At 67.5% G+C, this 26,424-nt stretch carries 26 protein-coding genes; 18 read left to right on the plus strand and 8 right to left on the minus strand.

The features are described from left to right. Window positions 1-136: 136 nt before the first annotated feature. The 4 genes from AB0B91_RS17185 to AB0B91_RS17200 all read left to right on the plus strand — a co-directional run bounded on the left by AB0B91_RS17185 (window position 137) and on the right by AB0B91_RS17200 (window position 3,447). The gene (locus AB0B91_RS17185) at window positions 137-679 is read left to right on the plus strand and encodes a sigma-70 family RNA polymerase sigma factor (protein ID WP_358319862.1); all 543 of its coding nucleotides are present in this window, start codon (window positions 137-139) and stop codon (window positions 677-679) included. Then, a complete protein-coding gene (locus AB0B91_RS17190) occupies window positions 676-1,848 on the plus strand; it encodes a CU044_5270 family protein (RefSeq protein ID WP_358319865.1) in 1,173 nt (390 codons plus the stop codon). Before AB0B91_RS17185 ends, AB0B91_RS17190 begins: the two co-directional genes overlap by 4 nt. A gap of 443 nt (window positions 1,849-2,291) precedes the next feature. Next, window positions 2,292-2,822 carry a hypothetical protein gene (locus AB0B91_RS17195; RefSeq protein WP_358319868.1) on the plus strand — a complete coding sequence of 177 codons (531 nt, stop codon included), beginning with the start codon at window positions 2,292-2,294 and terminating at the stop codon, window positions 2,820-2,822. Between the two features lie 109 nt (window positions 2,823-2,931). Then, entirely contained in the window at window positions 2,932-3,447 is a 516-nt protein-coding gene (locus AB0B91_RS17200; RefSeq protein ID WP_358319871.1) for a hypothetical protein, read from the plus strand. A gap of 402 nt (window positions 3,448-3,849) precedes the next feature. Here the strand turns inward: AB0B91_RS17200 and AB0B91_RS17205 are convergent, their stop codons facing one another. Beyond that, complete coding sequence (locus AB0B91_RS17205) at window positions 3,850-6,270, minus strand: L-tyrosine/L-tryptophan isonitrile synthase family protein (protein ID WP_358319874.1); 2,421 nt, start codon at window positions 6,268-6,270, stop codon at window positions 3,850-3,852. A gap of 506 nt (window positions 6,271-6,776) precedes the next feature. Here AB0B91_RS17205 and AB0B91_RS17210 point away from each other — a divergent pair. From AB0B91_RS17210 to AB0B91_RS17265, 12 genes are all read left to right on the plus strand, one after another. After that, window positions 6,777-7,886, plus strand: coding sequence for a GNAT family N-acetyltransferase (locus tag AB0B91_RS17210; RefSeq protein ID WP_358319877.1), 1,110 nt, complete (start codon window positions 6,777-6,779; stop codon window positions 7,884-7,886). Window positions 7,887-7,894: 8 nt separating this feature from the next. Next, the gene (locus AB0B91_RS17215; RefSeq protein WP_358319880.1) at window positions 7,895-8,920 is read left to right on the plus strand and encodes an ABC transporter ATP-binding protein; all 1,026 of its coding nucleotides are present in this window, start codon (window positions 7,895-7,897) and stop codon (window positions 8,918-8,920) included. Next, window positions 8,917-9,675 carry an ABC transporter permease gene (locus AB0B91_RS17220; RefSeq protein WP_358319883.1) on the plus strand — a complete coding sequence of 253 codons (759 nt, stop codon included), beginning with the start codon at window positions 8,917-8,919 and terminating at the stop codon, window positions 9,673-9,675. The genes AB0B91_RS17215 and AB0B91_RS17220 overlap by 4 nt, the downstream gene beginning before the upstream one ends. Continuing rightward, on the plus strand, window positions 9,662-10,483 hold the full coding sequence (locus tag AB0B91_RS17225) for an ABC transporter permease (protein ID WP_358319886.1): 822 nt from the start codon (window positions 9,662-9,664) through the stop codon (window positions 10,481-10,483). The genes AB0B91_RS17220 and AB0B91_RS17225 overlap by 14 nt, the downstream gene beginning before the upstream one ends. A 65-nt stretch (window positions 10,484-10,548) precedes the next feature. Further along, the gene (locus tag AB0B91_RS17230) at window positions 10,549-12,261 is read left to right on the plus strand and encodes an AMP-binding protein (RefSeq protein WP_358319889.1); all 1,713 of its coding nucleotides are present in this window, start codon (window positions 10,549-10,551) and stop codon (window positions 12,259-12,261) included. Continuing rightward, window positions 12,258-13,541, plus strand: a complete 1,284-nt coding sequence (locus AB0B91_RS17235; protein ID WP_358319892.1) for a condensation domain-containing protein — start codon at window positions 12,258-12,260, stop codon at window positions 13,539-13,541. The genes AB0B91_RS17230 and AB0B91_RS17235 overlap by 4 nt, the downstream gene beginning before the upstream one ends. Further along, the gene (locus AB0B91_RS17240) at window positions 13,538-14,731 is read left to right on the plus strand and encodes an ATP-grasp domain-containing protein (RefSeq protein ID WP_358319895.1); all 1,194 of its coding nucleotides are present in this window, start codon (window positions 13,538-13,540) and stop codon (window positions 14,729-14,731) included. The genes AB0B91_RS17235 and AB0B91_RS17240 overlap by 4 nt, the downstream gene beginning before the upstream one ends. Window positions 14,732-14,846: 115 nt before the next feature. Further along, complete coding sequence (locus tag AB0B91_RS17245; protein WP_358319898.1) at window positions 14,847-15,782, plus strand: hypothetical protein; 936 nt, start codon at window positions 14,847-14,849, stop codon at window positions 15,780-15,782. Window positions 15,783-16,014: 232 nt separating this feature from the next. Continuing rightward, window positions 16,015-16,197: a peptide ligase PGM1-related protein gene (locus tag AB0B91_RS17250; RefSeq protein WP_358319900.1), complete on the plus strand. Its 183-nt coding sequence runs from the start codon at window positions 16,015-16,017 to the stop codon at window positions 16,195-16,197. 130 nt (window positions 16,198-16,327) lie between these two features. Beyond that, window positions 16,328-16,810 carry a cobalamin-dependent protein gene (locus tag AB0B91_RS17255; RefSeq protein WP_358319902.1) on the plus strand — a complete coding sequence of 161 codons (483 nt, stop codon included), beginning with the start codon at window positions 16,328-16,330 and terminating at the stop codon, window positions 16,808-16,810. A gap of 2 nt (window positions 16,811-16,812) precedes the next feature. Then, the gene (locus tag AB0B91_RS17260; RefSeq protein WP_358320809.1) at window positions 16,813-18,063 is read left to right on the plus strand and encodes a methylaspartate mutase; all 1,251 of its coding nucleotides are present in this window, start codon (window positions 16,813-16,815) and stop codon (window positions 18,061-18,063) included. A gap of 179 nt (window positions 18,064-18,242) precedes the next feature. Continuing rightward, window positions 18,243-18,560, plus strand: coding sequence for a hypothetical protein (locus AB0B91_RS17265; protein ID WP_358319904.1), 318 nt, complete (start codon window positions 18,243-18,245; stop codon window positions 18,558-18,560). A gap of 842 nt (window positions 18,561-19,402) precedes the next feature. On the opposite strand, the gene AB0B91_RS17270 is transcribed toward AB0B91_RS17265, so the two are convergent. Beyond that, a complete protein-coding gene (locus AB0B91_RS17270) occupies window positions 19,403-20,647 on the minus strand; it encodes an IS701 family transposase (RefSeq protein WP_358320811.1) in 1,245 nt (414 codons plus the stop codon). A 101-nt stretch (window positions 20,648-20,748) separates the two neighbouring features. Here AB0B91_RS17270 and AB0B91_RS17275 point away from each other — a divergent pair, with 101 nt between their 5' ends. Further along, window positions 20,749-21,426, plus strand: a complete 678-nt coding sequence (locus AB0B91_RS17275) for a hypothetical protein (protein ID WP_358319906.1) — start codon at window positions 20,749-20,751, stop codon at window positions 21,424-21,426. 764 nt (window positions 21,427-22,190) lie between these two features. Here AB0B91_RS17275 and AB0B91_RS17280 read toward each other — a convergent pair. Together AB0B91_RS17280 and AB0B91_RS17285 are read right to left on the minus strand one after the other, a co-directional pair. Continuing rightward, the gene (locus AB0B91_RS17280; protein WP_358319908.1) at window positions 22,191-22,514 is read right to left on the minus strand and encodes a hypothetical protein; all 324 of its coding nucleotides are present in this window, start codon (window positions 22,512-22,514) and stop codon (window positions 22,191-22,193) included. A gap of 229 nt (window positions 22,515-22,743) precedes the next feature. Then, window positions 22,744-23,025 carry a winged helix-turn-helix domain-containing protein gene (locus AB0B91_RS17285; RefSeq protein ID WP_358319911.1) on the minus strand — a complete coding sequence of 94 codons (282 nt, stop codon included), beginning with the start codon at window positions 23,023-23,025 and terminating at the stop codon, window positions 22,744-22,746. A 524-nt stretch (window positions 23,026-23,549) separates the two neighbouring features. Between AB0B91_RS17285 and AB0B91_RS17290 the strand changes: the two genes are divergently transcribed. Beyond that, window positions 23,550-23,684, plus strand: coding sequence for a hypothetical protein (locus tag AB0B91_RS17290; RefSeq protein WP_358319914.1), 135 nt, complete (start codon window positions 23,550-23,552; stop codon window positions 23,682-23,684). On the opposite strand, the gene AB0B91_RS17295 is transcribed toward AB0B91_RS17290, so the two are convergent. From AB0B91_RS17295 to AB0B91_RS17310, 4 genes are all read right to left on the minus strand, one after another. Continuing rightward, window positions 23,659-24,855: a hypothetical protein gene (locus AB0B91_RS17295; protein WP_358319917.1), complete on the minus strand. Its 1,197-nt coding sequence runs from the start codon at window positions 24,853-24,855 to the stop codon at window positions 23,659-23,661. The genes AB0B91_RS17290 and AB0B91_RS17295 overlap by 26 nt on opposite strands. After that, window positions 24,855-25,352, minus strand: a complete 498-nt coding sequence (locus AB0B91_RS17300) for a sigma-70 family RNA polymerase sigma factor (protein ID WP_358319920.1) — start codon at window positions 25,350-25,352, stop codon at window positions 24,855-24,857. Before AB0B91_RS17300 ends, AB0B91_RS17295 begins: the two co-directional genes overlap by 1 nt. Window positions 25,353-25,401: 49 nt before the next feature. Then, window positions 25,402-25,554 (minus strand): hypothetical protein, encoded by a 153-nt coding sequence (locus AB0B91_RS17305; protein ID WP_358319923.1) that lies wholly within the window; start codon window positions 25,552-25,554, stop codon window positions 25,402-25,404. Between the two features lie 191 nt (window positions 25,555-25,745). Continuing rightward, window positions 25,746-25,943, minus strand: coding sequence for a hypothetical protein (locus tag AB0B91_RS17310; RefSeq protein WP_358319926.1), 198 nt, complete (start codon window positions 25,941-25,943; stop codon window positions 25,746-25,748). Window positions 25,944-26,424: the final 481 nt, after the last annotated feature.

Here is a 26,424-nt window from a genome sequence, read left to right on the forward strand (position 1 = left end):
ACGTCGTTGCCATGTGGTGGTGAACCGGCTTTGATCATCATCTCGCGCGTCTCCAGTAGCCGCGAGACCTTCCAGAAATGCCTCCAGGATTCCGGACATGGACGTAGATGACCGATGATCCAGTTAAGGAGACCGGATGGGAGTCGATCCCGACAGCCGGTTCGTGGAGATCTACGAATCCGCCTACGAACCCATACTCGGCTACGTCCTGCGCCGCTGCCCGCACCCGGAGGACGCCGCCGACGTGGTGGCCGAGACGTTCACCACGGCGTGGCGTCGCATCGAGGAGTTGCCCGAGGGCGACGAGGCAAGGTTGTGGCTGTACGGCGTGGCGCGCCGGGTGCTCGCCAACCACCGGCGCGGCGAGCGGCGCCACGAGCAGCGTACGGCGGCCCTGCGTGATCGGCTCGCCGCCTTCCCCGCGCTGGCCCGCCCGCCGGAGGACGAGATCTCGCAGATGGGACGGGTCTTCCGCGGTCTGACCGACGACGACAGGGAGTTACTCTCCCTGGTCGCCTGGGAGCGGCTCGACCACGGGCAGATCGCCCGCATGCTCGGCGTCTCCCGCAACGCGGTGCGGATCAGGCTGTATCGCGCCCGCAAGCGTTTCGCCCGGGAGCTGGCGAAAGCCGGGATCGACCACCCTCGTGCCGTCGCTCTGGAAGGGAGCTCACTGTGAACCTCACCGATCTCGCCCGCGTGCGTGACAAGGACCTCGCCGGAGAGGCGTCCGCACCGGAGGCGCGGATGCTGATGCACGCGATCATGTCCGAGGAACGGGAACCGGTGGCCGCGGCGCGGCCGCGCCCGAAGGTACGACGGCGGCTCGCGGTGAGCTTCGCCGCCGGGCTGAGCCTCGCCACTGCCGCCGCCGTAGTGGTCATCGCCCCCACGATGCGATCGGACAGCACGATCTCCGTCGTACCTCAACCCAACGCGTCGGTGTCCACGACGGCCGAACCGAATGCCCGGCAGATCCTGCTCGCCGCTGCCGTCGCCATGGAGAAGGCCCCTGCGAGCGGCGACTACTGGCACACCGCGGGCGTCACCCGGTGGATGCTGACCGATCCCACGCGCAGCTATGTGCTCGAGGAGGGGCGGTCTGGAGAGCTGTGGCTGGCGAAGCGGACGGATCTGCGGAGCTGGCGCATCCGGCAGGATCTCGGTGTCAAGCCCGCGACCCCGCAGGACGAGGCGGCATGGCGGGCTGCGGGGGCGCCCACCAGCTGGCGATACCCCAAGAACATGAAGACGGAGAACCTGTTCGCCGTCCCGTTCGGGCCGCTGGAGGCGGCGGCGGGTGAGCGAACCGCCGAACGGCTTTACGGCAAGTGGAAGGGCACGGCCGGTGACCTGGCGGGGGAATCGATGACCTGGGAGGAGGTGCGCGCGATCCCGAGCGAGCCCGACAAGCTCAGGAGCTACCTGGAAGAGCACATCACCCGGCGCTTGACGGCGGACGCCGGGTACGACGTGGCGGAGGCGACGTGGTACCTCCTTGTGCAGGCCTGTGAGGACATCATCAGTCGCCTGCCCGCCTCGCCCGAGGTTCGGGCATCCGCGTACCGGATCCTCGCGTCTCTGCCCGGCATTCAGGCTGAGGGGGAGATGACGGACCCGCTGGGCCGACGCGGGCAGGCGCTCAGCTATCAGGAGGAAATAGAGCCGGGTCTGTTCACCCAGGTTCGGATCGTGGTCGAGCCTGGCACCGGGCTGCTTCTTGCCCAGGTGAGGACGAACACCACCAAGCTCGCGAACGGGCGGCAGGCGGAGCTCCGTGTCTCCACCTCGTACCAGGCGATCGGCTGGACCGACGAACGCCCGCAACTGCCCGCGCACCGGGGCTGAGTCGCTCACCAATCCATTTGTGATCACCCGCCGCCGTCGCTTGCGGGGGCCGGCGGCGGCTCGACCAATTAGCGAAACACCAGGCCATGGCCATATCAACCCGATTCTTAATCATGGGAATGCCACAATTGCTGCGACGCCCAAGAGGGGGCTCGTCGGGCGGGTCCAGGAAAGATTCCGCTGGTGCGTTGAACCCCTGTCGCAGATTCCTGACCTGCTAATTTGATTGTCCTAATATCTCTGGACAACGTCTGGATGATCGGACGAGTTAGATCGCTTGCCATTGCCGGGCATTGACGGTCAGAGTAGCGCCGTTCCCAAGCACCGGTGTTCGGCATCGGCGCCATCGGCAGGCATACGGATATTCCTCTGAATGGCTGTACGCGGTCGATCGGGGACTCCCGAGTCGGAAAGTACAGAGGATTTCTTTGAAAGGAGATCCGATGATCGGACGAAAAGGGATTACAGGCGCGGCTCTCGTCGTTGGTCTGACGGCGACCGCCCTTATGGGAGGGTCGTCGGCGTCGGCGTCGGCGCAAGCAGGGCTGGGCGTCACCGCCGTCTCGGACGACTCGGCCGTCCTGGCGCCGGGCTGGTCGGCGAAGGCCTACCTGGGAATCGGGTACCACGACCGCTGCAAAGGCTGGCAGCGGATAATCACCCCGTACAGGAGCGGCGACCGCATCACCACCAGCAGGCAGGTCCACTGCGAGAAGGGCGAGTGGGGCCGCCGGGCCGTGGTCAAGACGACTCTCCAGCAGTATCGCGGCCTCGGCTTCTGGCGGACGAAGGCCACCTCGGAGGTGAAGAAGGGAAGGGCGGCGTTCAACGTGACGACGACCCCTTCGTGGAAGTGCTCCGGCGGTAGTCAGCTCTACCGCAACCAGACGAAGGTGCATCTCTACTCCCTCCTGCGCGGCAGCGAAGTGGCCACCCTGTACAAGCGGACGCAGGAGCGCCGGATCAAGTGTTGATCCCGGGCTGGGACGGGGACGTAGCTCGGCCGGACTTCAGCCCTTGGCGCTCGCGAGAGCGCCAAGGGCGTTTTCTTCCGAAGTTTTCTTCCGAAGGAGTGAGCGGCGGATGGGATCGCGTGAGAGAAGGCACGTCCCGGCGTGGCGCGTGATCGTCGCCGGGGTCGTGCCGGCTCTGGCTCTGGCGCTGTGGGCGACGGTCTCGGTGGCGGAGGAGCAACCGTACGAGGACGTAAAAAGGCAGTACATCGCCGCCGTGGACGCGGTGTGCGAGGAAGCGTCCCGGCAGTCGGATCTCCGCGAGGAACCACCCGCGAACCTGCGCGAGGAGGTGGACGAACTCCGCCGCGCGTCGGAGTCGATGGCCGGCACCATCACCGCGATAGAAGCGATCGCGCCGCCCGGTGGTGACGTCGCGCGGGTGCGGGAGAAGTTCTTCGTGCCCGCCAGGGCGCTGACCGCGAGCCTGCGCGAACTCAGCGGAAGCGCGGAGGCGGCCATGCGCGCGGACAGGGAGGCCGAGGCGAAGAAGGCGGTGGAGCAGTCCTTGGCACCGGACGAGAACGAGAAGGCGCTGCGATCCTTCGCGGCGGAGTACGGCTTCCGGGCCTGCGCGGGTGAATGACCAAGGCACCCAAGTAAACCTCAGATTTCAGGACGTATTCGGACAATCCAGGTAATCTCATTTGCTCTTAGGTGGCACAGGTCATGCCGGACTCGTCGGCACGGCCGGATGACGGTGCCGGACAGGTCAGGTGGAGATGCCGGAATTACCGGGGCCATCAGGCGCGCAGGGGGACGAGCCGATCTTCCTGGACGTGGTCGTCGGCTGATCAGCCCTCGAAGCGCGTCCTGGCCCCTCCAAGGTCACTGACGAGAGCAGCAGTACCAGCGTGGTTCGCGACGATCCACGATTCCGGCGGATCGGCTACTGGTCGTTCCGCACCAGACAGCTGTCCCTGTACGAACGCGTGCCGCGCTGAACGAGAACGGTCAAAAGCCGCCTTCCACGGTCAAGGGTGAGCGCTCAGCGGCGTCTGAGCCGCACTGCGGCGCGGAAGCCTTGGTCGAGGCGGCCGCCTTCGGTGGCGGTGACCGGGACCATCATCCATGGCTGGGCCGGGCCGAGGAGAGGCGAGTACGCCGGAACAAAGCCCTGATCGAGCAGGGACACCGCGAAATCGGTCGACACACGGCCTAAGGCGTCCAGAGCCGCCATGCCATGCCAGGGGAGGACAGACGCCCCGCCAAGGTAGGTGAAGCCGAGACAGCCGCTGCGCGGGTTGGGTGTCAGCCGGATTTGGTTGGAGAACATCGCCGCGTCGAATCCCAGGTCACGATCGACCCACAGGACCGCCATGTACTGGATGGTGTCATGCCACGCCTTGACCAGCACCGCGCGACGTTCGGCGGCGATTGGCACGGAAAGCGCCGGGTCGGTCACGTTGAACAGATCGGCGTAGATGTGCCTGGCGAGAGCGGCGGCGTGGCCTTGTGTCGCGGAAACCGTGTACATCAGCGATCGGAACAGGCTCTCGAAATTCGGCATCGCCGTTCCACCACTGCGGTTGTCGCCGATCACTCCGGCTGTGCGGAGTGTGGCCTGCTCGAGTGCGCGCACCGGGGTCGAGACGATGTCCAATCCGACGAGGGCGTCATGGATTTCCGCCACTCGTCGCGGGACGAGGAGGGCATGCTGCCGCATGGCGAGGGGTCCCATGCGTTGTTCGGCGACCTCGTTCAGATCCGCGATCGTGAGAATCTCCGTCCCGCCGACGAGAGCGTGATAGGAGAGCAGTTTCTCCCGGTAAGCGCGCAGCAGACTTCGAGGGTGCGGCCGGAAATGGTTGCCGTCGCCGAGCACGGTGATCGCCAGTCCCGGCGGATACACCTGCTGCACCGTACGTTGCAGCTCGCGGAGCCGGATCATGGCGGCGAGCTCTGACAGGTCGGGCAGGCTTCCCATCGTCTTGAGCTTGTTGTAGTGGAATTTGAGCGGGAATCCCCTGGTGATGATGGGAATGGGGGCGCCGTCGGCCAGATGGGACCGGATCTCACGCCTCGCCGTGGCCAAGGGATAGGTCGCCCGTGCTCCCTTGCGGAACTGCGGCCGGGTGAGCAGGTGATAAATATCGGCCGCGAGATCGTCTGTCCGAGGGGCACGCTCGGCCGTATGGATCGCGGCGCGTTCGGCGCCCTGGAGCAGCGTGCCGACCATTTCCAGGGAGTCGCGCTCGCTGAGCCGTACGGCGTGCTCCAAGGAGAGTTCTCCTTCCGACATCTCGGCCAGCGGCAGTTCGGCGAGCGAGTTTGCATGTGACAGCGCCGGAAGTCTCGTGGCCCGCGCCGTGCGGGCGCAGCGTGGAATGGTCTCGAAGGACTGGACGACCTCGGCACCGTCATAGGGTCGCTCGTGGGCGTAGCCGGGCAGGGCCACCGCGACGAAGAGAGCGTCCGTGAGTTTCTTGGCCATCGCCTGCCGGTTCTCGCAGATGTCGTCGAATACGGCGACGATGTCCAGGTCGGCGAAGGCCCGCAGACTCTCGGCCTTCAACTCGTGAACGGGCCGCGAGCGGTCGTCCCGCAGGAAGGCGATGCGTGGCCCTGTGATGCCCGCGTAGGCCAGCGCGTGCTCGGTGTACCCGCGGACCCGCTCACGCCGTCCCGTGTTGAAGACCACGCGGCCGCCGACGTCGTACACGTCCCACACGAAGCGGGCCAGTCCGGGCACCGGCGTGTCCCAACGCAGGTTCTCCCACGGCCGGAAGAGAGCGCGGCAGAAGGCCTTGTGGTCGACCTCCGCGTCGGCCTCCTGAATCCACAGGTCCCAGGCCGGCCGATGATACGAGGGCAGAGCCCCGAGCCCGTCCGGATCGACGCCTACGGCTCTGAGGGCGTGGACGACCCGGGCGCGGGGATCAAGCGCACACATGTCGATGTCGAGCATCACGGCCGGCGGTTTGATCGTGGGATCATCCCGCCGCAGGCGAGCACGCTCGGCAACCCGGCGCAGCACCTCCACCAGCACGGTGTGCTGGCGGCCGTCCACCGTATGAACCGGGCCCTCCCCTGAGGCGTCGAGCAGCGACGCGGCGCGAGGGGACAGGAAGCGCAACTCGGTCGCGAGGATGCGTTGTACGGCATGTGCCGGCATGCCGGCGGTCCGCCCCAAGAGCACGGCCATATCGGCCAGCTCCGCCATACCTCGCCGGGCCGCTGCCTCGTCCGACCCTTCCATGGTCACGTCCGGCATCACTATCCGGCCCGTCGCCCGCCCCCCGGGCGCCACTTCGAAGCGGGGCCTGTCCATGCCGATTCCGTACCTGTCGAGGCCGATCCTGAACACCCGGGCCAGCGAGGTGGGCAACCCGTCGGCGCCCGCCTGGACACCGTCCGCGTCCACGACGCGGGTGGCCTTCTCATGGACGGGGTGGTCGGGATATGGCACGCCGTCACGCTCCACGGCGCAATGCAGTCGCAGAATCGGGTCGGTCTCGATAAGTTGGGAAAGCAGGGTGCCGGACGTAGGCTTCTCCTGTCCTGAGGCATTATTCATGCGCCATGCTGCCGATTCGCCGACGAATATGACTCCGGTGGCACAGCTCCCGCGAAATGGGCGACTTGCGCGGCGGGGCTACCCATTCTTTTCACCTCACTTTCCGCGCGTGCGTTGACGCGCGAACTCTGTGTTGTCCCCCGAGATGCCACTCTCACGTGGGCTCCTGGAAAGCCAGGTTTCCAAATCATCGGGCGCCGGGCCAGGGCAGCAGGCGGTCATTCGCCGGACATGAGACGTCGAGGCGGAGAATCCATACGGGCGGGCGGGCGCCTACGGAAATGTCCGATCGATGTCCGGTCCCTGCCCTGGTTCTGCGCAGACCGGGCGGCCAAACTCGACTTCATGAAGATTGTTCCGCGGAATGCGCTCGGAATGACGAGGCCTGGAGCGGCTTGGTGGGCTTGGACATCTCGGTGATGGAGGGACTGGACGAGGTCGGGCAGCCAGACTGGGATCGGCTGGTGGCCCGCGACGACTTCTACCTGTCGTACAGGTGGTTGCGGACGCTGGAGGGCGATCCGTTCGCGAGCGTCCGGTACGTGCTCGCCCGCGATGAGGGCTCCCTGGTCGGCGCGCTGCCGGTCTATGACATCCGGGTGGAGGGCAGCAGCTTCTACGCACCGAGACGGCACCGTCAGGCCCTGACGAGGGGTGGCCACTGGCTGCTGGCGGGTGGCCGCCGCGGCCACCACAGCGGGATCCTGCTGTCCGGCGACGAGCGGGAGCGCCGGTCGGCGCTGCGGGCGCTGCTGGAGGCCGGGCTCCGGCTGGCCGCTGAGCGGGACGCCCGTGGCCTGGTGTGGATGTTCGCGCCGACCCGCGTCACCAGGTGGCTCCACGCCGAGGGCGGGTCGGTGGCGTTCGACACGGTCGAGGGGTGTCTGACCGCCGACGGGTGGGACGGCTACCTGGCCGGCCTCGGCGGCCGGCGGCGCAAGAGCACGATGCGGGAGCGGCGTCGCTTCGAGCAGGCCGGCTACGAGCTGGCGGAGCAGCCGTTGAGCGAGTGCCTGCCGGTGCTGGCCACGCTGGTCGCCAACCTGCAACAGAAGTACGGGCATCGCACCAGTCCGGAGTCGATGCGGCAGGTGCTGATCCCGCAGGCCGAGTTCCTCGATGACGACAGCGTGGCGTTCACCGTGCGCCGGGAGGGGCAGCCGGTGGCCGGCGGGTTGCAGTACCGGTTCGGCGACACGCTCTATGCCCGGATGATCGGCTTCGACTACGCCCGGCTGCTGAACGCGTACGAATACTTCAACCTGTCCTACTACCTGCCTGTTCAGTACATGGAACGGGCCGGACTGCACCACCTGCATCTGGGCATCGAGTCGGCGGAGGTGAAGGCCGAGCGGGGCGCGCGACTCCACCCGCTGTGGACGGTGGCGGTGCCGTGTGACGGATCGGCCCTCGTCCCAGCGGAGCGTTGCGCCGCCGGGCGGCGCGCGTGGCCAGAGCGTTACGACGAGCGGGTGCTGCCTTCAGAGGACTGGGACGTGCCCTGGTGAACCCCACGATGAGTGCGCTGGAGGTGAACGCGGTCAGCCGCACCTTCAAGACCGGGTCGGGGACCGTCGAGGCGCTGCGTGAGGTCTCCTTCACGGCTGAGGCGGGCGAGGTGGTCGGCCTGCTGGGGCTCAACGGTGCGGGGAAGACGACCCTGATCAAGGTGATCAGCACCCTGCTGTTGCCGAGCTCCGGCAGCGTCCGGGTGGGCGGGGCCGACGTGGTCACCCGGACCCGGCATGTACGGCACCTGCTGTCCGTGGTGTTCGGCGGGGAGCAGGGTCTCTACGGCCGGCTGTCGGGCCGCGACAACGCCCGTTTCTTCGGCACCCTGTCCGGCCTGGACCACCGGCGCCTGGAGCGGCGGGCCGCCGAGGCGATCGCCATGGTCGCCCTGGACAAGGTGGCGGACCGGCCGGTGGAGACGTATTCGCGGGGCATGAAGCAACGCCTGCACCTGGCCATCGGGCTGATGGCCGCCCCGAAGCTGCTGATGCTGGACGAACCCACCGTCGGGCTCGACCCCATCGAGGCGGACCGGCTGCGCCGGGTGATCGGCGAGCTGGCCGCCGGGGCCGCGGGCTATCGGCCGTGCATCCTGCTGACCAGCCATTACCTGCGCGACATCGAGGATTTGGCGGACCGGGTGGCGATCCTGCAGGACGGCCGGCTCACCCATGACCTGCCCCTGAAGGAGCTGCTGCGCCAGGCGGGTTCGGCCGCCGCGGTGACGGTGATCGTGCGGGGGGACGAACCGACGTGGCCGGACGACGGCGCCGGACAGTCCGGTGTACGGCTGGTGGACTCCCAACCGGCCGGAGTCGGCAGGTGGACGGCCCGCTACGAGGTGGCCCGCTGGGAGCCGGCGACGCTCACCGAACTTGCCCGGCGGTGGCCGCGCGGCGAGATCGCCGACGTCCGCGTCGAGCCAGTGGGTCTGGAACAAGTGTTCCGAGACCTCAGCCAAGACGCCGAGCTCAGCAGGGGCGCCGGGCTCAGCGCGGGCGGCGACCTCGGCCAGGGCGGCGGTCGATGATCGCGCGTGCTCTGCTGGCCAGCGCCCGGGTCCAGCTCAAGAGCGAGACCCGGCTGGCCGGCGTGATGGCCGGAGTTGTGCAGCCGGCGGTGTTCATGGCGGTCACCCTGCTGGCCGCCGGACAGGCCGCGGCCGGCGCCCGTACCGCGATCGGCTGCGGACTGCTCGGGCTGTGGGGCGCGATCGTGTGGAGATTCGGGCTGGTACTGCGACAGGAGCGGCAGCGCGGCATCCTTCCGGGCATCGTGAGCAGGCCGACCGGGCTGGTCGTGGTGCTGATCGGCAAGAGCCTCGGCGCGGTGCTACGGTCGGCGGCCCTGACGGTGCTGACCGTCGGGGTGGTGGCGGCACTGGCCGGGCATCCGGTCCACATCGCCGCACCGGTCGTCTTCACGCTCACCGCGCTGGCCGCTCTGGTGTCCGCGACCACGCTCGGGCTGTTGCTGTGCTCGGTGTTTCTGCTGGCCCGCTCGGCGGTGCGGATCGCCGAGACGCTCATCTATCCCGTGTTCATCCTGGGCGGGCTGCTCGTGCCGACCGCCCTGCTACCGGGCTGGGCACAACAGCTCTCCACGCTGATCAGCCTGCGGTGGGCGAGTGAGCTGCTGCTCGACGCCGCCGCAGGACGGGGACAGCAGCCTGGCGACTGGCTGCTGCTGGCCGCGACCTCCGCCTGTTACGCGGTGGCCGCCGTCGTCAGCCTGCGGGTCGTACTGCGGCGGATCCACGCGGAGGGCACCCTTGAGCTGGTCTGATCCCACCGCCCGGCGCACTGCCAGCGCACGGCATACTGCCACCGCGCTGCGTACGATCGCGACCCTTTCGTGGCGCGAATACCGGGCGGTCTACCCACTGCGGGTGGTGCTGGCGAGCTCGCTGCCGCGGGCGATCCTGCAGACGCTGTTCGTCGCGTACCTCGGCCTCATCGCGGCCGGTCCGGCCGGGCGGGACTTCGCACTGGTCGGCGGGGCCATGCAGGTGGTCACCATCGCGACGGTGATCAAGGCCGCCGACATCCTGGTCGAAGATCGGCTCTTCGGCACCCTCTACCGAACGCGGCTGGCGTGGATCCCGCTGCCGGTGGTGGCGGCTACCCGATGGTGGGTCTTCACCGCGGAGGGAGTGCTGGGCGGGATGGTGGCGGCGACGGCGGCATGCCTGCTCTTCGACCTGCCCGCGCTGATGGCGGGCATCTGGGCGGCCACCGGGCTGGTGCTGCTGGTGGCGCTGTCCACCAGCGCGCTCGGGATGGCCGTCGCGGCGGTCGCGATGACACAGCGCGTCGACTCGTTCATCACCAACCTCGTGAGCTACCTGCTACTGGCATTGACCGGCGCGGTCGCGCCGCTCGAACGGCTGCCGGACGCGCTGGAGGCACTGGCACACGGACTGCCGATGACCAACGGGCTGCTCGCCATACGCGGTGCGCTCTCGGGCGGACCATGGCTGGGCCACGCCGCCGCTGAGGCGGCCGTCGGCCTGGGCTGGCTGGCAGTGGCCACGGCCGTGTTGACGCTGCAGGCGCGGCGGGCCCGTACACATGACACCGACGGACGGATTTGACGATGACATTTATCCCGCAAACGCTTATCCCGCAAACGCTTATCCCGCAACTGCTTATCCCTCAATTGATCGAAACGGCGGCAGCCGCGCATCCCGACGCGCTGGCCATCGTCGGCCCGACAGGCGCTCTCTCGTACGAGGAACTCCTCGGGCAGGCACGCGGCTTCGCGGGACTGCTGCGCGAGCTGGGCGCCGCGCCGGGTGACGTGGTGGCCGTCGAGGACGACGGAACACCGGCGTCGGTGACCGCCCTTCTGGGCACGCTCTACGCCGGTTGCGTGATCCTCCCGATCGATCCGACGCTGTTGCCGGAGCTCCGCGACACCATGACCGACGTGGCACGCTTTCTGGTACGTGCCGACGGTGACGACCGGCAGATCTTCGAGCACGGGCAGACCCGGCCGAGGGCCGTCCCGGACCAGGTGGAGCCGTTGGCCGAGCCCGCCAGGCTCGACGCCCGCTCGGCCGCCTACGTCTCCTTCACCTCTGGCAGCACCGGGCGTCCGAAGGCCGTGCTGGGCGCGCACGACTCGCTCGCCCATTTCCTCCGCTGGCAGCGGGACACCTTCGAGGTCGGGCCCGGCGACCGAGTGGCGCAACTGTCGAACTGGTCCTTCGAAGTGGTGCTGCGCGACATCTTCACCCCGCTGATCAGCGGCGCCACGCTCTGCCTGCCTGGGTCGCGGTCGCGGGACGCCAGGCGGGTCTTCTCGTTCGCGCGGGCGTACGGGATCACGCTGGTCCACACGGTTCCGTCGCTGGTCAGGCGATGGCTGGCGACCGCCGCCGTGGACACCGCGGTGCCGAGCCTGCGGGCCGCCTTCTTCGCCGGCGAGCCACTGCACGCGGAGCTGGTGAACGACTGGCGCGGCCGGGTGGCGCCCAGCTGCCGGGTGGTCAACCTGTACGGGCCGACCGAGACCACCCTGGCCCAGTGCTCTTTCGAGGTTCCCGACGAGCCGGGCGCGGGCCCGTTGCCGGTCGGCCGGCCGTTGCCCCAGTGCTCGGTCAGCGTGCTGCGCCCGGGGTCCTGGCAGCCCGCTGATGTCGGCGAGGTGGTGCTGACGACGCCGTATCGCTCGCTGGGATACCTCGGCACGGACAATACGTTCGAGACGGCTCCCACGGGTGAGCAGGTCTACCGCACCGGCGACATGGGGCGATGGGACGAGCGAGGACTGCTGCACCTGCTCGGCCGGCTGGACCAGCAGGTCAAGGTGCGCGGGGTCCGGCTGCGATTGCCGGAGGTCGAACGGGTGCTGCGCGGTGTGGCCGGCGTCCGTGAGGTCGCCGTCATCGACGTCGTCGACGCGGGGGACGTACGGCTGGTCGCCTATCTCGTGGGAGATCCGGCTCCGCCTCCGGTTCGTGTGCTGCGGGAGGCGATCCTGCGGGAGCTGCCGGCCGCGGCGGTCCCGCAGGAGTTCGTCACGCGTACGGATCTGCCGCTGCTGCCGGGCGGCAAGATCGACCGTGCGGACCTACGCGACCAGGCCTCCGCCAAACCGGTCGAAGCCGCGACCGGCCCCGAAGCTTCGACCGGATCCGAAGGCGAGGGGAACGCGCTGGTCGTAGAAACCTGCCGGCGGGTCCTGCGTGTCGAGTCCGTCCCGCTCACCGCGGATCTCTTCGAGCTCGGCGTCGATTCGATGTCCGCGATGGAGATCGCCGCACGACTGGAGGACGCGCTGGAAGCCGAGATCCCGTACGGTCTGGTCTTCGACCATCCCACCGTCGAAGAGATCTCCCGCTACCTCGCCGACCGGAGCCTGGGATGAACGGCCCGATCACACCATCGTGGACCCAGCGCAGCCGCCTGCTCCGGCTGGTCGAGGACGCCGAGGCCGGACGCTACCGGCCGCAGCACACGATCTCCGCGTTGCGCGTACGCGGTGAGCTGAACCTCTCCGCGCTGAACCGGGCCTGGATCCGGTTGCAACGACGGCAACCGACCCTGCTCACGTCCTTCGACCCAAGGAAGCCGCTGTGGCGGCTGGACCCGGCCGACCCGGTCGACCTGATACGGCTGCAGCCCCCCGCCGACGCCCAGCAGGCGCTGACACGGGAGGCCGAGCGGCCGTTCGACGTGGAGCGGGGTCCGCTGGCCCGGCTGATCGTCATCCCGCTTCCGGACGCCGCTGAGATGATGCTCGGGCTGGTGATCGACCACCTGGTTTCCGACCAGTGGTCGCGACGGATCCTCGTGGCCGACCTGTACCGCCTCTACAACCTGGAGATCGGCGCGTCGACCGAGACCTTGCCCCCGGCGCCGAACGCGTACCTCGGCTGGCTCGAACGCCAGAACAATTACCTGGAGTCCACGGCCGGCCTCAACCTGCGCCGGAAGCTCGCGCGGCACGTCATCCTCCCCCAGGAGGGGCCCACCGGCCGGGCGGAGATCCCACGGATCCCGCGGCAACTCGACGCGGATTGGTACGAGCGCCTGCTGCCGGCCGCGAGGCAACACCGGCTGACCCGGCTCCAGCTCGTCCTGGCCGCCCTGGACGCGGCGTCGGCCGAGCTGGCGGAACACTTCCCCACCGCGACACTCATGATGGTCACCGGACGTCCACGGCCTGACCTGCGCGGGGCAGTGGGCTGGCTCGCCGATCACGTCGCCATCCCCCACCAGGGCCGGAGCGCCGATCCAGGCGAGCATTTGCGGTCGTTCCGCGAGGCGCTCGTCGCGGCGCTGAACTCGGCGCGCGTTCCCTGGCCCCTGGTCGTCGCGGACAGCGTGCCGGAACGGTTCAGCCGCCCGACGTCGCTGCCGTACCTGTCGTTCAACGCCCAGTCGCTGGGAATGCGCGCGGCCGTGCCACTGGTTCCCTTCGCCAACACCGAGATCGAGGAGTTTCCGGTCCACCTCAGCCGGCCGGACGGGGCGCTCTTGACGTACTGGACGGAGGACGACGACGGCGGCCTACGGGTGGCTCTGCGGTATCAGCCAGAACGCTACAGCGAGGCAGACGTCCTCGCGCTCTGGGAGAGAACCATCGCAAACCTTGACCGGTTCGCCGAAGACGCGGCCCGGACGGTTGGGAGTGCGGAGCGGTGAGATTGTTCGTCATCGGCGCGGACCCGCGCCGTGAGAGGGCCTTTTCCACGTGGCTGCGCGCCGGCCTGTCGGTCACCCTCGCGGACGGGGTTACCGCCGGCTGCTTCGAGCACGCGGTCGATCGTTTCCATCCGGTCGAGGTGCGCGACGAGCGGGCCGACGTGGAGTCGCTCGTCCGGATGGCGGCCGGCCACGACGGGGTGATCGCGCTGGCCGAGGGATCGCTGGTCACCGCCGCGACGGTAGCGCGGGAGCTGGGACTGCCGGGCCCCGGCGTCGGCGCGGCGCGCATCGCCCGCAGCAAGATCCGCCAGCGTGAGACCGGGGAGAGACACGGCCTGACCGGCCCCCGGCACGCGGCCGTCACCGGCCCCGACGATCTCGTACGGTTCTTCGCCGCCGGTGTCCAGGCCGCGGTGCTGAAGCCGGCGGACGCCTCCGCGAGCGCCTCCGTGTTCGCCGTCCAGGATGTCAAGGAGGCCCTGGACCGGTGGCCGCAAGTACGAGCGATCTCGCCGAGTCGTACCGGCATCGTGGAGGAGTATCTGCCAGGGGCGGAGGCGAGCGTCGAGGCCGTGGTGCGGGACGGCGAGACGGTCTTCTCCTCACTGACCCGCAAGCAGACCGGCGGCCCCACCGGCTTCCTCGAGGTCGCCCACACCACCGACCGTGCCGATCGTCCTGACACCGCCGTCAACGCGCTCGTCCGCGACCTGATCGCCGCCTGGCGGGTCGAGTCGGCCATCTTGCACGTCGAGGCGAAGCTCGACGACGATCGCCCCGTCCTGCTGGAGGCAACAGTACGACCGGCCGGCGACTACATCACCGAACTGGTGTCCGTGGTGCACGGCCGCGACCTCTACCTCGACCAGGCGCACCTGGCGCTGGGCCAACCGCTCGCGCCGGACGGCCCAGCCCGCGCCCGGCGGGCGGAGGTGCGGTTTCTGCTGGCCTCCGGGACCGTCCGTCGGAACGTCGCCCCGGTCGAGGTGCTCGACGGGCTGACGAATGTCAAGATCGTACGGCAGCTCGTCCCGGCCGGCTCCCGCATTCCGCCGCTGACCGCGAACTGGGCCAGGGCCGGATACGCCATCGGCTGGTCCGCGGACGACGGCGAGTCGCTGACCGGGCAACTCCGGGCAGCGGTCAGCGATCTCGGCAAGCTGATGGGCACCCCTGAGCTGACCTGACCCATCAGCACGCTGATGGCGCATTTGTCCTGCACATGCCCTCCTTGTGTCCTGTTCACGTTCACCCGAAGACAGGAACCTGAGAAGAGCATGAAGACATTAGAAAGGGGTTTCCATGGGAAAGTTACTCTCCACCGTGGCGTTAGCCGCCGCAGTCACGCTGGTCACCGCGCTGGCGCCTGCCGGGTCCGCGACGGCCTCGCGCACGTCGCCGTCCGTGTGCGATCACATCGGTGACAAGGACGCCGCCATCCGCGACTTCGTGGAAGGCATCAAGAAGGACTGGAATCTCGACGTCAAGGCCCGCAACTACGAGGTTCAGGCGCAGGGCAGCGAATGTGTCATCCAGCCCAAGGGGGCTCGCCCCGTCACCAGTGGGGCCGAGGCGCGATCCGATGGTTCGACGACGTCGAGCATGACCACGGTCGAGACAATGCCGGCTTCAGCATTGCCCACGGACGGAGACGCGACGATCCAGCAGGAGGTGGTTTGGCAAGAACCCAGTTGCTATGAATGGGAGGACGCGGAGCATATTGGCTGGATGAGAGCTTGCGGTCAGTGGGCCCGCATGGACTACGCGGCGGCAACGCACAAGAACTACGGCTTCCGCATGTACGCGTCATGTCATGCGGTGGCAGGTCACGCCTTCGATCAGGTCAACTCGTGTTACGTGGCTGCAGAGCCCTGGGGGAACGACCCGAACATTGTGTGGAATGACTGGGATCCCAAGGCGACCCTGGAATTCAATCCCTGTGGATCTATTCCCATCGGCCTCTCTGTAGGCCCGTTCTCGACGACCTGGAACATCAACAGCTGCGACAAGATCGTCCCGTCGGAAACCTCAAGCCCGGGGATTCCTGACTGGCGGGCAACCTGGGTGGGCAAGTCGTACTACGAAGCGGACGTACGACAGACAGCGGCCCTCGTCGCCTTCGGCGCTCCCAAGTCCTACCAGTCGACACCTAGTCTCTACTTCAAACGGGGATTCACTACCGAGGAATGCGTCTGGCCGCCGACTCCCTCCCCCTACTATTCCTGGTGCGCTATCTGATCGATGCCTTCCGCGAGGGGACGGCATCAACCATGAGGCTATTTCAGCTCCGGCGCGATCGTGACTCCCGAAGGACAAGTCCTCTTCACCGAGTGCAACGGACGCACCAGCGGCTCGACATATATACGAGATCATCGGCAAGAAGATCATTGACAGTCGGTACGAGCACGATCGGATCATCCTGGAGAGGACGACCTGGAAGGTTCCCTCGTTCGCGGAGACCCTTTCGGCAGTGCGGGACGCCGGCCTGGCCTACGACCAGGAGGAGCAGAAGTGGGTCATCCTCACGACCCCCTTCGAGCCATACGTGGGAGACATCGCGTACTGCGTGGCGGCGAGCGACCTGCCCGAAGGGACCCAGTTCCCCGAACAGGCCGAGAAACTGTTCGCGACGATGGACTCCGCGGTGTTCTGAGGCACCTTGCGTCATCGCGCCGGGCACCCATCGCCTTATGAGGCCTGAACCCCGGACGATGGCGGGCCATTCGTTCCCCTGCGGTAATTCGAGCGTGCCGTGTCACCGTGGTCTTGAAGGAGTAACAAACGTGGAAACAGAAACGGCGAGGTCACTGCCGGACGCCGTGGTCAGTCGCGCTCTGAGCACCGTCGTTGCGACGATTTCGTCCGACGCGCACACCTGGAACTTGATGTATCTCCAACTCTTGCTCGAGGAACACGGTCACCAGGTGACGAACTTGGGACCCTGCACCCCTGTGGAGGAGATCATCGAAGGCTGCTCGGCCGAGCATGCGAGCTTGCTCGTCCTAAGCACCGTCAACGGTCACGGTGTCATAGAGGCACCCTCCTACATTCGCGCCATTCGCCGGGCCCCTGGACTTGCCGGCCTCCAGGTGGTCGTAGGCGGAAAGTTGGGCGTGGCCGGTCCTCTCCCCGCCGACCAGACACAGGAGCTGCTGCGTCTGGGTTACGACGCGGTTTTCGACACCCCGGACTCCATCAACCGGTTAGACGAGTTCCTCCGCCGCTTCGAGAACGCTCACCACCACGCCCTCACCACGCGAGAGTGACCATGGCCGACGTCCGCAATCTCTTCTCGCGAGCGGTTCGCGATGCCAGCGGGTCCGGTCACCTCGTCGTGCAGCCGCGTATGGGCTTTTCCGATGTCGACAAGATGCGGGCGGGGCTGCAGGCCGTCGCGGCGCTGCCGTACACGGTCGGGACGATCACGCTCGACAGCTATACGCGGACCAGGCAGTACGAGGCGGCGCACGATGCGGTGCGCAACGGCTGGTCGCTCAACGGGTATCCGCTTCTTGCACATGGCCCTGTCCGGACCTCCGGCCTGCTGGCATCGTTGCGTCCGGATTTCCCCGTGCAATTGCGGCATGGCTCCCCAACGCCTGTCGACATCTTCGCGTCGATGCTCGAGGCTGGCATCCACGCGACGGAGGGCGGCCCCATCTCCTACTGCTTCCCTTATGGCCGGACTCCGCTGAACACGGCGATCGCGGAATGGGCGCGAGCGAGTGAACTGCTCGCCTCGTGGCCGGCGGAGGTGCACCTCGAATCATTTGCCGGCTGCATGCTCGGCCAGTTGTGCCCACCGTCGCTGCTGGTGGCTCTGAGCATTCTCGAAGGGCTGTTCGCAACCTCTTATGGGATCCGCAGCCTTTCTTTGAGCTACGCACAGCAGATCAATCCCTGGCAGGACATCGCGGCCATCCGCGCGCTTCGCCGACTCACGACGGCATTCCTGCCCGAGACGGATATCCACTTCGTGATCTACACCTACATGGGCGTTTTTCCGCAAAGCGCCGAGGGAGCTCGTCGGCTGATTCTCGACAGCGCCCGCCTGGCGCGCGAAGCAGGAGCCGATCGGCTCGTTGTGAAGACCATTTCTGAAGCTTTCAGAATACCTCTCGTCAGTGACAACATAGCCGCGCTCAAACTTGCCGGCGAACAGCCGCCGGGGTCATACCCGACGCTGGAAGACGGGCTTTCCGAGGTGCTGGAGAAGGAGATTTTCAGCGAAGCTGAGGCGATGCTGGGAGCAGTCCTGGGGCTAGCTCCCACCGTCCCCTCGGCCATCTTGAGAGCCTTCAAGTCGGGGATCCTCGACATCCCTTTCTGTCTCCATCCCGACAATGCCAATCACGCTCGTACGGAAATATCCCATGATGGTCTTCTCAAGTGGGCCTATGCCGGCCGGATGGCGGTGACGTCGACACATGCCCACGGACGGCGGATCGGCGCCGCGGAATTGCAGGACATGCTCGGCTTCATACGTCGCCGGTACGACGAGGTCCCGATCGCGAGCTGAGCCGGGACCATACCAATGAACTCGTGTGAGCAGGTAATGCCTGACGCGCCAGCTCACCGGCTACTTGGGGCGTGAGGACTGGTGGAACGATCCGCGCCCTCAGCTCACCTACGGCGGCCGCCAGCGCATCAGCGAAGCCGAGCAGCAGTTGCGGCGCATCGGCCTGACCCCCACGCCACATGATCAGCGAAGAGCTGCCGTTCGGCTTCTACGTCTCATTGCTGGGTCCTGGCAACGGCTACGACCAGCGGCTATGGCGCACCGCCCTGTACCGGGCCTTCCCCGGCTACAGCGGCGGCCGCCGGCTCCTGCACCAGCAGGTCGATCACCTCAGGATCTTCCGTAACAAGATCGCTCATCACGAACCGATCCACCATCGTCACCTCGTCGCCGACCACGAGGCGATCCTGCGGTGTCTCGGCTACGTCGACGCGGGATTGGCGACCATGGTGCGGCACCACAGCCGGGTACCCGAGGTCCTCAGCCGGCGCCCTTGATCGCGGCGCGCGGAGTGTGAAGCGTCCTGGCCCAGGGCGCGTACTGGACCGAAGCTCACCGGAACACGCACGCCGCCATCGTTTCGCTGCTCGGAGTCGAGCCGCATACCGTCGGCATCCGCCTGAGCCCAGACGATCCTGAGGCCGTCGCCGCCCTCAAGGCCGTCACAGCCGCCCGCACTGCCCGCGCGGACGCCGAGCAGGCGGAGCGGGACGCGGCCACCCATGCGGCCCGTCTGCTTACTGGCAAGGGGTGGACGGTGCGGGATGCGGGGGGGCCTTGAGCTTGTCGCCTCAGCGCGTCTCCCAATTGGCGCCCCGTGACACTGCGTAAGGCGTAGGGGTTTCGTCTAGCGTGGTTGGAGCGAACACTCCCCCCGAGTTCCAGGAACGGAGAAGGTCCCCGTCAGGCTGACTGACGGGGACCTTTGCGCGCCGAGAGTGTTTACTCTACGTAAGCGCCGGTCTTCTGGCCGGTGCCAGCGCAGGTCTTGCAGATTCGAGGTGCGGTACACGATCGACCGGCGCGACGCCTGATCATTGCGGAATGGAATGTTCCTAGCCGTTATCGGCTGTTCGATTACGCCTCCGGGATAGCTCGTTTGGGCCGTGTGGCGCGATTCTTGCTGGCGAGTCCTACCCGTCCCGCCGCGACCTCCAAGCCCTCGTCCGGCATCGCGCCGAGCAATTACACCGCGTCCGCGCGGCGCCTCACCCCCGCCCACACCAGCGCACCGCACTGCGAGCAGCGCGTCCACGCCGCGATTCTGGCCTGCCGCGTCGCCAGCGCCTCACGACGGGCAGCCCCACGGCGCCGCTAGTACTCCAGTGACACTTTGCGATCATGGTTCGGATCTGCGCTGGTAGTGGCAGCGGCGGGCTGTTGCTTGGTGGCGGCGGCGCCAGTCTGACCAGCGCAGAACGTTCGTGGTGGAGTGGTGTCGGGTCAGGATGAGTGCGGCCAGGAGCCGGCGGGTCTCGGGCAGGGTCAGTGGGATGCGGTCGTCGTCAGTGCTGGGTGGCTGGGCGGCGGTGATGGCTGCCAGCAGGGCCAGGGCGAGCATGGCCAGGGTGAGCATGGCCAGGGTGATGTGTCGGTGCCAGGGCGTCCAGCCGCGCACCTGGTAGCGGTCCAGGCCGACCTGTCCCTTGGCGGCTTGGAAGGACTCCTCCACCGCCCACCGGATACCGGCGATCTTGACCAGGGCCATCAGTGGCTGACGGTCGGGGGCGTAGCAGCGGTAGAAGGCCAGCTCGCCGGTACTCAGGTTGCGCCGGATCAGCAGCCACCGAAACCCGTCGGCCTGGCCTTCGTCGATGCGGGCCCAGGCCCAGGCATACCAGCGTGGTCCCTTGGCCCCCTGACCAGCGCGGTAGCGGTGCCAGTGCCGGTCGGTCACCTTTGCGGCGACCTCGGCTGCGCTCAGCACGATGCCCTCCAGTTCGACGCGCCGGTTGCCAGCGGTGGCCAGCACGTGGCCCATCCGGCGTGCTTCCAGAGCGGTGCGCAGGTGCGGGTCCTGGCCGTAGACCTCATCGCCGGTCGCCCAGGCCGCTTGCACGCCGGCCTCCAGGGCCGCCAGGAGCATCGCCGTGGCCAGGGCGGGCTTGGTGGCGAAGCCGGTCTCGTCCGGGACCCCGGCCCCCTGGCAGCGGCCGGGGTCGGCCAGCCAGGTGTGTTCGGGCAGGTAGAGCCGCCGGTCCAGCAGTGCCCGGCCGCGTGGGGTGGCGTAGGCCAGGAACACGCCGATCTGGCAGTTCTCGATCCGGCCTGCGGTGCCGCTGTATTGCCGCTGTACCCCGGCCGAGCGGGTGCCCTTTTTGACGAACCCGGTCTCATCCACGATCAGCACCCCGTCGGGGCCGAGCCGGTCGACGGCGAAGGCACGAACATCATCACGCACGGCGTCGGCGTCCCAGCGGGCGGTGCGCAGCAGCCGCTGCAGCCCCTGTGGACCGATCAGTGCGGTGTGTTCGGCCAGGTTCCAGCAGTTCTTGCGGTCGATGTCGGCCAGCAGCCCGCGTACATAAGCGGTCACGGCCCGGCGTGGCTCGACGCGGCCGAACCGGCCGGCGATCCTGGCCATCAGCTCGTTGAAGATGACCATCCAGCCGTCAGGGTCTACGCTGAGGTCCGCAGCCACCGCATGATCTTTGGTTGTCTTCACAAACTCCGAATGATCACGCGGTGGCCGTCGCCATGCGATCCCAACGCCTCAAAATCGCGAGTTTGTCTGAGGTATTCGGCGATAATGACCGGATGAGCGACGCCTACTCGCCCGTGCCTGAACTGAACCTGCTCAAGCAGTTGGAAGGCCGCATCGGAGGGGGAAACATCTCGGTCGGCTTCCACCTCGGCGAGTTCGGGCGCACGGTTGGGATCGACACGTGGTCCAAGGATCCGGCGTTCCTCGACAGCTTCCACTCCTTCGCGAACGCCAACGCCAGCGGGTCCATCTACGCGATCTGGCGCGTTGACGACCGTACGGATCTGGCAAACCTGCCGGTCGTGGTGTTCGGGGACGAAGGCGGAATCGGTCTCGTCGCGCGAAATCTGCGGGAGCTGTTCCGACAGCTCGCATGTGACAAGGCGTTGTACGTGGGCGACTTTGACGCCGGGTTCGATGACGAGGACGACCCAGAGGAGAAGGACCAGGAGTACGACCACCATGCGGAGTACGTCACGTGGCTGGAGCAGCATTTCGGCCTCGTGCCTGCGGAAAACCCCAACGCCCTGGTGACGGCGGCGGAGAAGCAGTTCGCCGCACGGTTCGCGAACTGGGTCGGGCGCTTCGTCGATGACGAGTCCTTCGAGGACGACTTCATGTGGGAGATCAAGCGACTCCACGATGAGACAGACCACTAGCGGCCAGGACCGTATCCCGCCGATGCTGCCCGAGATCGCCGGCTGCTCGCCGCACTCGTACTGGCCCAGAACCGCTCCACCGCGGACGTTCTGCGCTGGTCACACTGGCGCCGCCACCACTACTAGCGCAGATCCGAACCATGATCGCAAAGTGTCACTGGAGTACTAGCCGTCGCCCTTGGTGGTAATGCCAGGCGGGCCGCCGCGACGCCCGCATCCGAACGCGAATGAACATGCGGAGAGTGAATTTTTCAATACACAGCGTATCTAGCGCGGCTACCGTTCCAGACGCCGGATCACCCGCCACTTATGGAGCCCCCGCCGTGTGGATCAAACACGCCGCCGCCATCGCCACCGCCCTGACCCTGGCCACCACACCAGCTGACTGCGGCAAAGGCAGCACCACCCACCCCGCAGGCCGCCACGGCTGCGTCAACTCGTGGGGACCGCTCACCGTCGTCCAGCTCGGCACCGCCGAACCCCGCGTCCGAGCGAGCCTTCGCGTCAGGTGCGACCAGGAGGTGATCACCACGTTCATGGCCAGGATCGCCATCGACCACAAGGACGGTCGTTTCGCCGACTGGTACGAGGTCAACTACGACCATTACCACTCGCTCACTCCTACCCGTTGCTGTCGCGGCCGTGTCGGGATGGCTGGAACCGCGCCCGAGCGTCGATCTCCGGCACGTTTACCGACGGCAGCCCCTACAAGGTCACCGACGAGAGCAGCAGTACCAGCGTGGACTGCGACAACTCCGAGCCGCTCACATGAAGGGCGCTGCTGGGTCGCCCCGGTGCGAGCACGAGATGTGCAGGCGCGGGTGCGCGGGCACCACGCCTGCCGCCCAGCAGCAGGCCGCGTCCGAATCGGCCTGCGGGATGTTCCCTGTCGTGTAAATGGGCTCGGCTGCCATCAGATCAGCGTCGGCCGACCATATGCCCCAGCCGCCGTGCCACCAGGCGACCCGCCACACCTGCTCGTCACCTTCCGCTGGCGGGTCATCTGCGAACGCATGGACGGGCCGGTGCCAGAACCAGCGCCGTCGGCTCGGCCGGAAGTAGAAGCCCTGGCGTTTGTGACCGAACATGCACCTAGGGTCGCACGAGAACTGGCGGCATGCAGTATCTGTCGAACAGCGGACGGCATGTCAGGCGCTGTCCATCCTCGCGAATCGCCAGTCCCTCGGCCGCAGCCCTTCGAAGTCGATCGCCAGGGTGCGGCGCGGGAGGACGAGCAATACTCCCACTCACCTGATCTTTCACGCGTAGACAGACGCAGGGATCCAAGCCCGTCCGTGGCCGTTGCCACCCAGTTGGTCACTCAGATTGCGAGCGCATCGCCCGCTCCACCTTGATCTCCTGGCGCTCTTCAGGGGTGGTCACGAAACTGCCCATGCCAGGTTCCGTGCGAATCAGTCCGTCAGCGCGGAGAGCTCGCATGACCTTTTGGCCGGTGGCGTTGGCGATCCCGAACTCCTCGATGAGGTCGATCAAGGACGGGATGCGCTCTCCCGTCTTGTACTCGCCCGTGCGGATGCGCTCGGTGATGATCGCGTGCACCTGCCGCCACCTGGGCTGATTCGCCTTCAACTCCACCATTGCAGCAACGTTAGGGAGACATGCCGCGCCATGGCGATGGACAGCGCGCTAGGTACGCTATGGCGCGCTATAGCTTTATTGGCTTATGATGCGGCCATGACGCCATCGGAGCTGGCTGCAATCGCGCTCGGTCAGTGCGTGAGCCGACACGTATCGACACCACGGAAAGATCACGTGCGCTTGGAATGGGAGCCATCTTGCGGCACCCTTGAGCGCCTTCGCCCTCTCGCCTGGACATGCGCCTGCCGAGCCACGGTTTACGAGCTCTGCTCCAGCGGCAGCCGCGGGCTCCTCCGCCGAACTGTCCAACTCGATGGCGGACATCAAGTGCATGAGACACAGCCGATGTCGATCAACGACGCGTGGTCCCTCTGGGCCGACCTGCTGGATGGAGCCGTCCGATAGGTCATAGCGAGGGCGCCTCAGTCGTGGACACGCACGCGCAGGCCGCCGGATCCGGGCCTCGACCGGGTTTGGGTGAATTGTCCCGGTCGCTGTCCGTCGGGATTGGCGAAGACGACGCGATGGCCCTGCGGCTGGGTGAGCTGCCCGATGTCACGCAGACGCAGGTCCACGTGTTCATCGTGCTGAGCTGGGGAGTGCTGCTCACCCGCCGGATCCCGGGGCGCCTGATCAGCCAGGCACAGCTGCCAGGTTGAGCACCGTCAGTTCGGGGGCCTTCCCCTGGAGGCAGGGGTTCGCGCAGGGCTGCGCGTCCCAACTGATCACCAGGCTGGGTGAGGATGAAAGGCCCAAACTCATGGCTATCAAACCTTTCGCGGTCTTCCAGCCGATCTCGGCGCCCTGCCCGGTCGCGAGGTCGTACACCTGCGGGCCGGTGTTCACGAACCGATCCCCTCGGATCTGCGAGAACATCGCGTCGAAGGTGCCGTGCAAGGGCTGCGGGCGACCGCCGTCGCGGCGCCACGCCACCGCCTGCTCGCCCTGCATGGCCGCGCACCAGGTCGGGGCGCAGCGCATTTGCTTGACTCCCTTCGGCGCGCGCAGAGGAGTGCGCTTGCCGGTCTCCAGGTTGACCAGCACGCGCTGGTTCACCTGGTGGTCGATGACCTGCCCTGCGTCGGCCGCCCAGGGCCAGGACACCAGGTGCAGGCCATCGGTGCCGGGCATGGCCCGCGCCGTGCCTCCGGTGATCGGGACCGAGTACAGCCCGCCCTCCTTGACCGACCAGACGACGCGGTCACGCAGGACCCCGATGCGGTCGATCGACCTCGGTGGCCCGCTGATCCGGGCCACTCTGGCCGCCGTTCCGCCCGAGCGGGGCAGCACCCACAGATCGACGGCGTCGCGCGCGTTCAGAACCGTGGCCCACCAGAGGATGTACGTGGGACCAAGCTCGACGCCCTGGGGGAAGGAGTAGTCCCGCACGTTAGGAATCTCGCCCAGGATCGTGGCTTTTCGCCGCGCCGTGTCGTACACCTCCAGCCTGCGCCCCTCTTGGGGTGACTTGTCCGCCCGCAGCAACAACTCGGTGGCGCTCATCGCGGTGACGGGCCGGTACGTCCAGCCGTCCGCCGCCTTGGCGGGGATGGTGGTGACCGCGGACGGCCAGACCTCGGCGGCGGGCCGGAGCTCACCGGTGCGCGTGGGTGAAGGGCTGGTGGCCACGTCCCGTCGGCCGGGCGCGGTCAGCGACCCGGTCACCAGCACCAGCGCGGTGGCGGCTGCGGCGGCGACGGGCACCAGGACCGCCAGCGCCCGGCGGCGGTGGCGGAGCCTGCGTCCCGCCTGGATGGCGCCCTTCACGTCCACCCGCGAGGGTGGCTGCTCTTCCGGCACCAGCGTGTCGAATATTGGCTTGAGGTCCATCAGCGATCCTCCTTGGTCGCCGCCATGTCCAGCAGCACACGCAGGGCCGCCAGTCCGCGGGCGGTCTGGGTCTTGACGGTTCCGGTGGAGCAGCCGAGCACCGCGGCGGTCTGCTCCACGCTCAGGTCGCAGTGGAAGCGCAGCACCAAGGTGGCCCGCTGCCGCGGTGACACCAGGTCCAGCGCGCGGTGCAGATCCATGGCGAGGTCCGCGTCCCCCGCGCGGGCCGCTGCCTCGGGCGGTGCCGCGCTCAGCCTGGTACGGGAGAACCAGCCGGCCCGCTGCTCCTTCAGGAAGACCCGGACCAGGATCACCCGTACGTACGCGTCCAGGTCGGCGGCCTCGCGGGCGTGGCGCCACTTGACGTACAGCCGCGTGATCGCCGTCTGCACCAGGTCGTCGGCCCGATGCCAGTCCCGGCACAGGGCGTACGCGATCCGGCGTAACCAGAGCAGGCGTCCGCTGACGTACGCGGTGTACTCCTCGTCGGTGTTCACGCCTGGTGGATGCCTCCGGCGGCCCGCCAGGTTGACGGCTGGGCCGAATCTATTTCACCGTCACGATGATTGCGCTGATAGGGGTCAGCAGCGGGCTGCCGTCGTCTTTCACCTCCAGGACGATGTCGAGCGCGATACCGAGCGGACGAACGGCCGGACTGTCGTCACGGAGTCGAGCCGGGGACAGCCGCGCGATGTTCAAGAGGTTTGGCAGACGATCCGGCTTTGGGGCTGACCGCTCATGGCCGGTCGACATCAGGGCGGACGAGAACTATTCACCGGGCCACCAGCGATCGCTCTCATGAATGACGGTCTTCCCGGCCGGAGAGCTGTCCGGCGAATGAACTGCAACCCGCCGAGCGCGATCAGCCTCCGTGCAGTCACCGATCCGCTTCACAACCCGAGCGCCAGACCAAGTTCAGTCGGTTTGATACTGCTCGTCGGGCGATCCAGCCCAGCGAACCACTCGGCCACTGCCGTGGGGAGTTCAATCCCGATCCGATCCTGTCTCGCGGCCACTGGCGCTTGCTCTCGGCCAACCTCCAAACTGGCGGTGGCCAGCAGGTCCTCGGCGGCCTGAATGTGCAGCACAACTCGGGAGCATACGGGCTTTGCCGTCGTATCAGGCGGCACGGTGCTCGCGGTCACACTGCCATCGGCGAGGGCTCTCTCTTCCTGGAGCGGCTCTCAGGGGCCACATTGAGCTGGGCCTCATCGCGGCGCGCCGTGGGGCGACCTACAAGCGATCATCTTTGAACTTCACCCGGCGCATCGAGCTGGGCCTCATTGCGGCTGATCTTCCCGTCACCGCCTCGCACCTATCGGGGTTTCAGCCAGCACATTGCCGTGAAAATGGCCGTCGTCTCGACGGACAAAGGGCCGGCTTGTTGCGGTCCGAGACTCCAAGGCCCCGAACGGCCCTGCGTCGATCTTCACCCAAGCCAAGCGAGTGGGACGCCTTCGTCTCGGGAGTCAAAGACGGCGAGTTCGACGTGACCGTCTAAAACTGGAAGCACCTCCCGGCAGGGCGCTCCTCACCGGGAGGGGACGGCCAGTGACGTGATGCTCGACC

Origin of the sequence: Nonomuraea sp. NPDC049141 (genome assembly GCF_040648415.1) — a bacterium.
Taxonomy (GTDB): Bacteria; Actinomycetota; Actinomycetes; order Streptosporangiales; family Streptosporangiaceae; genus Nonomuraea.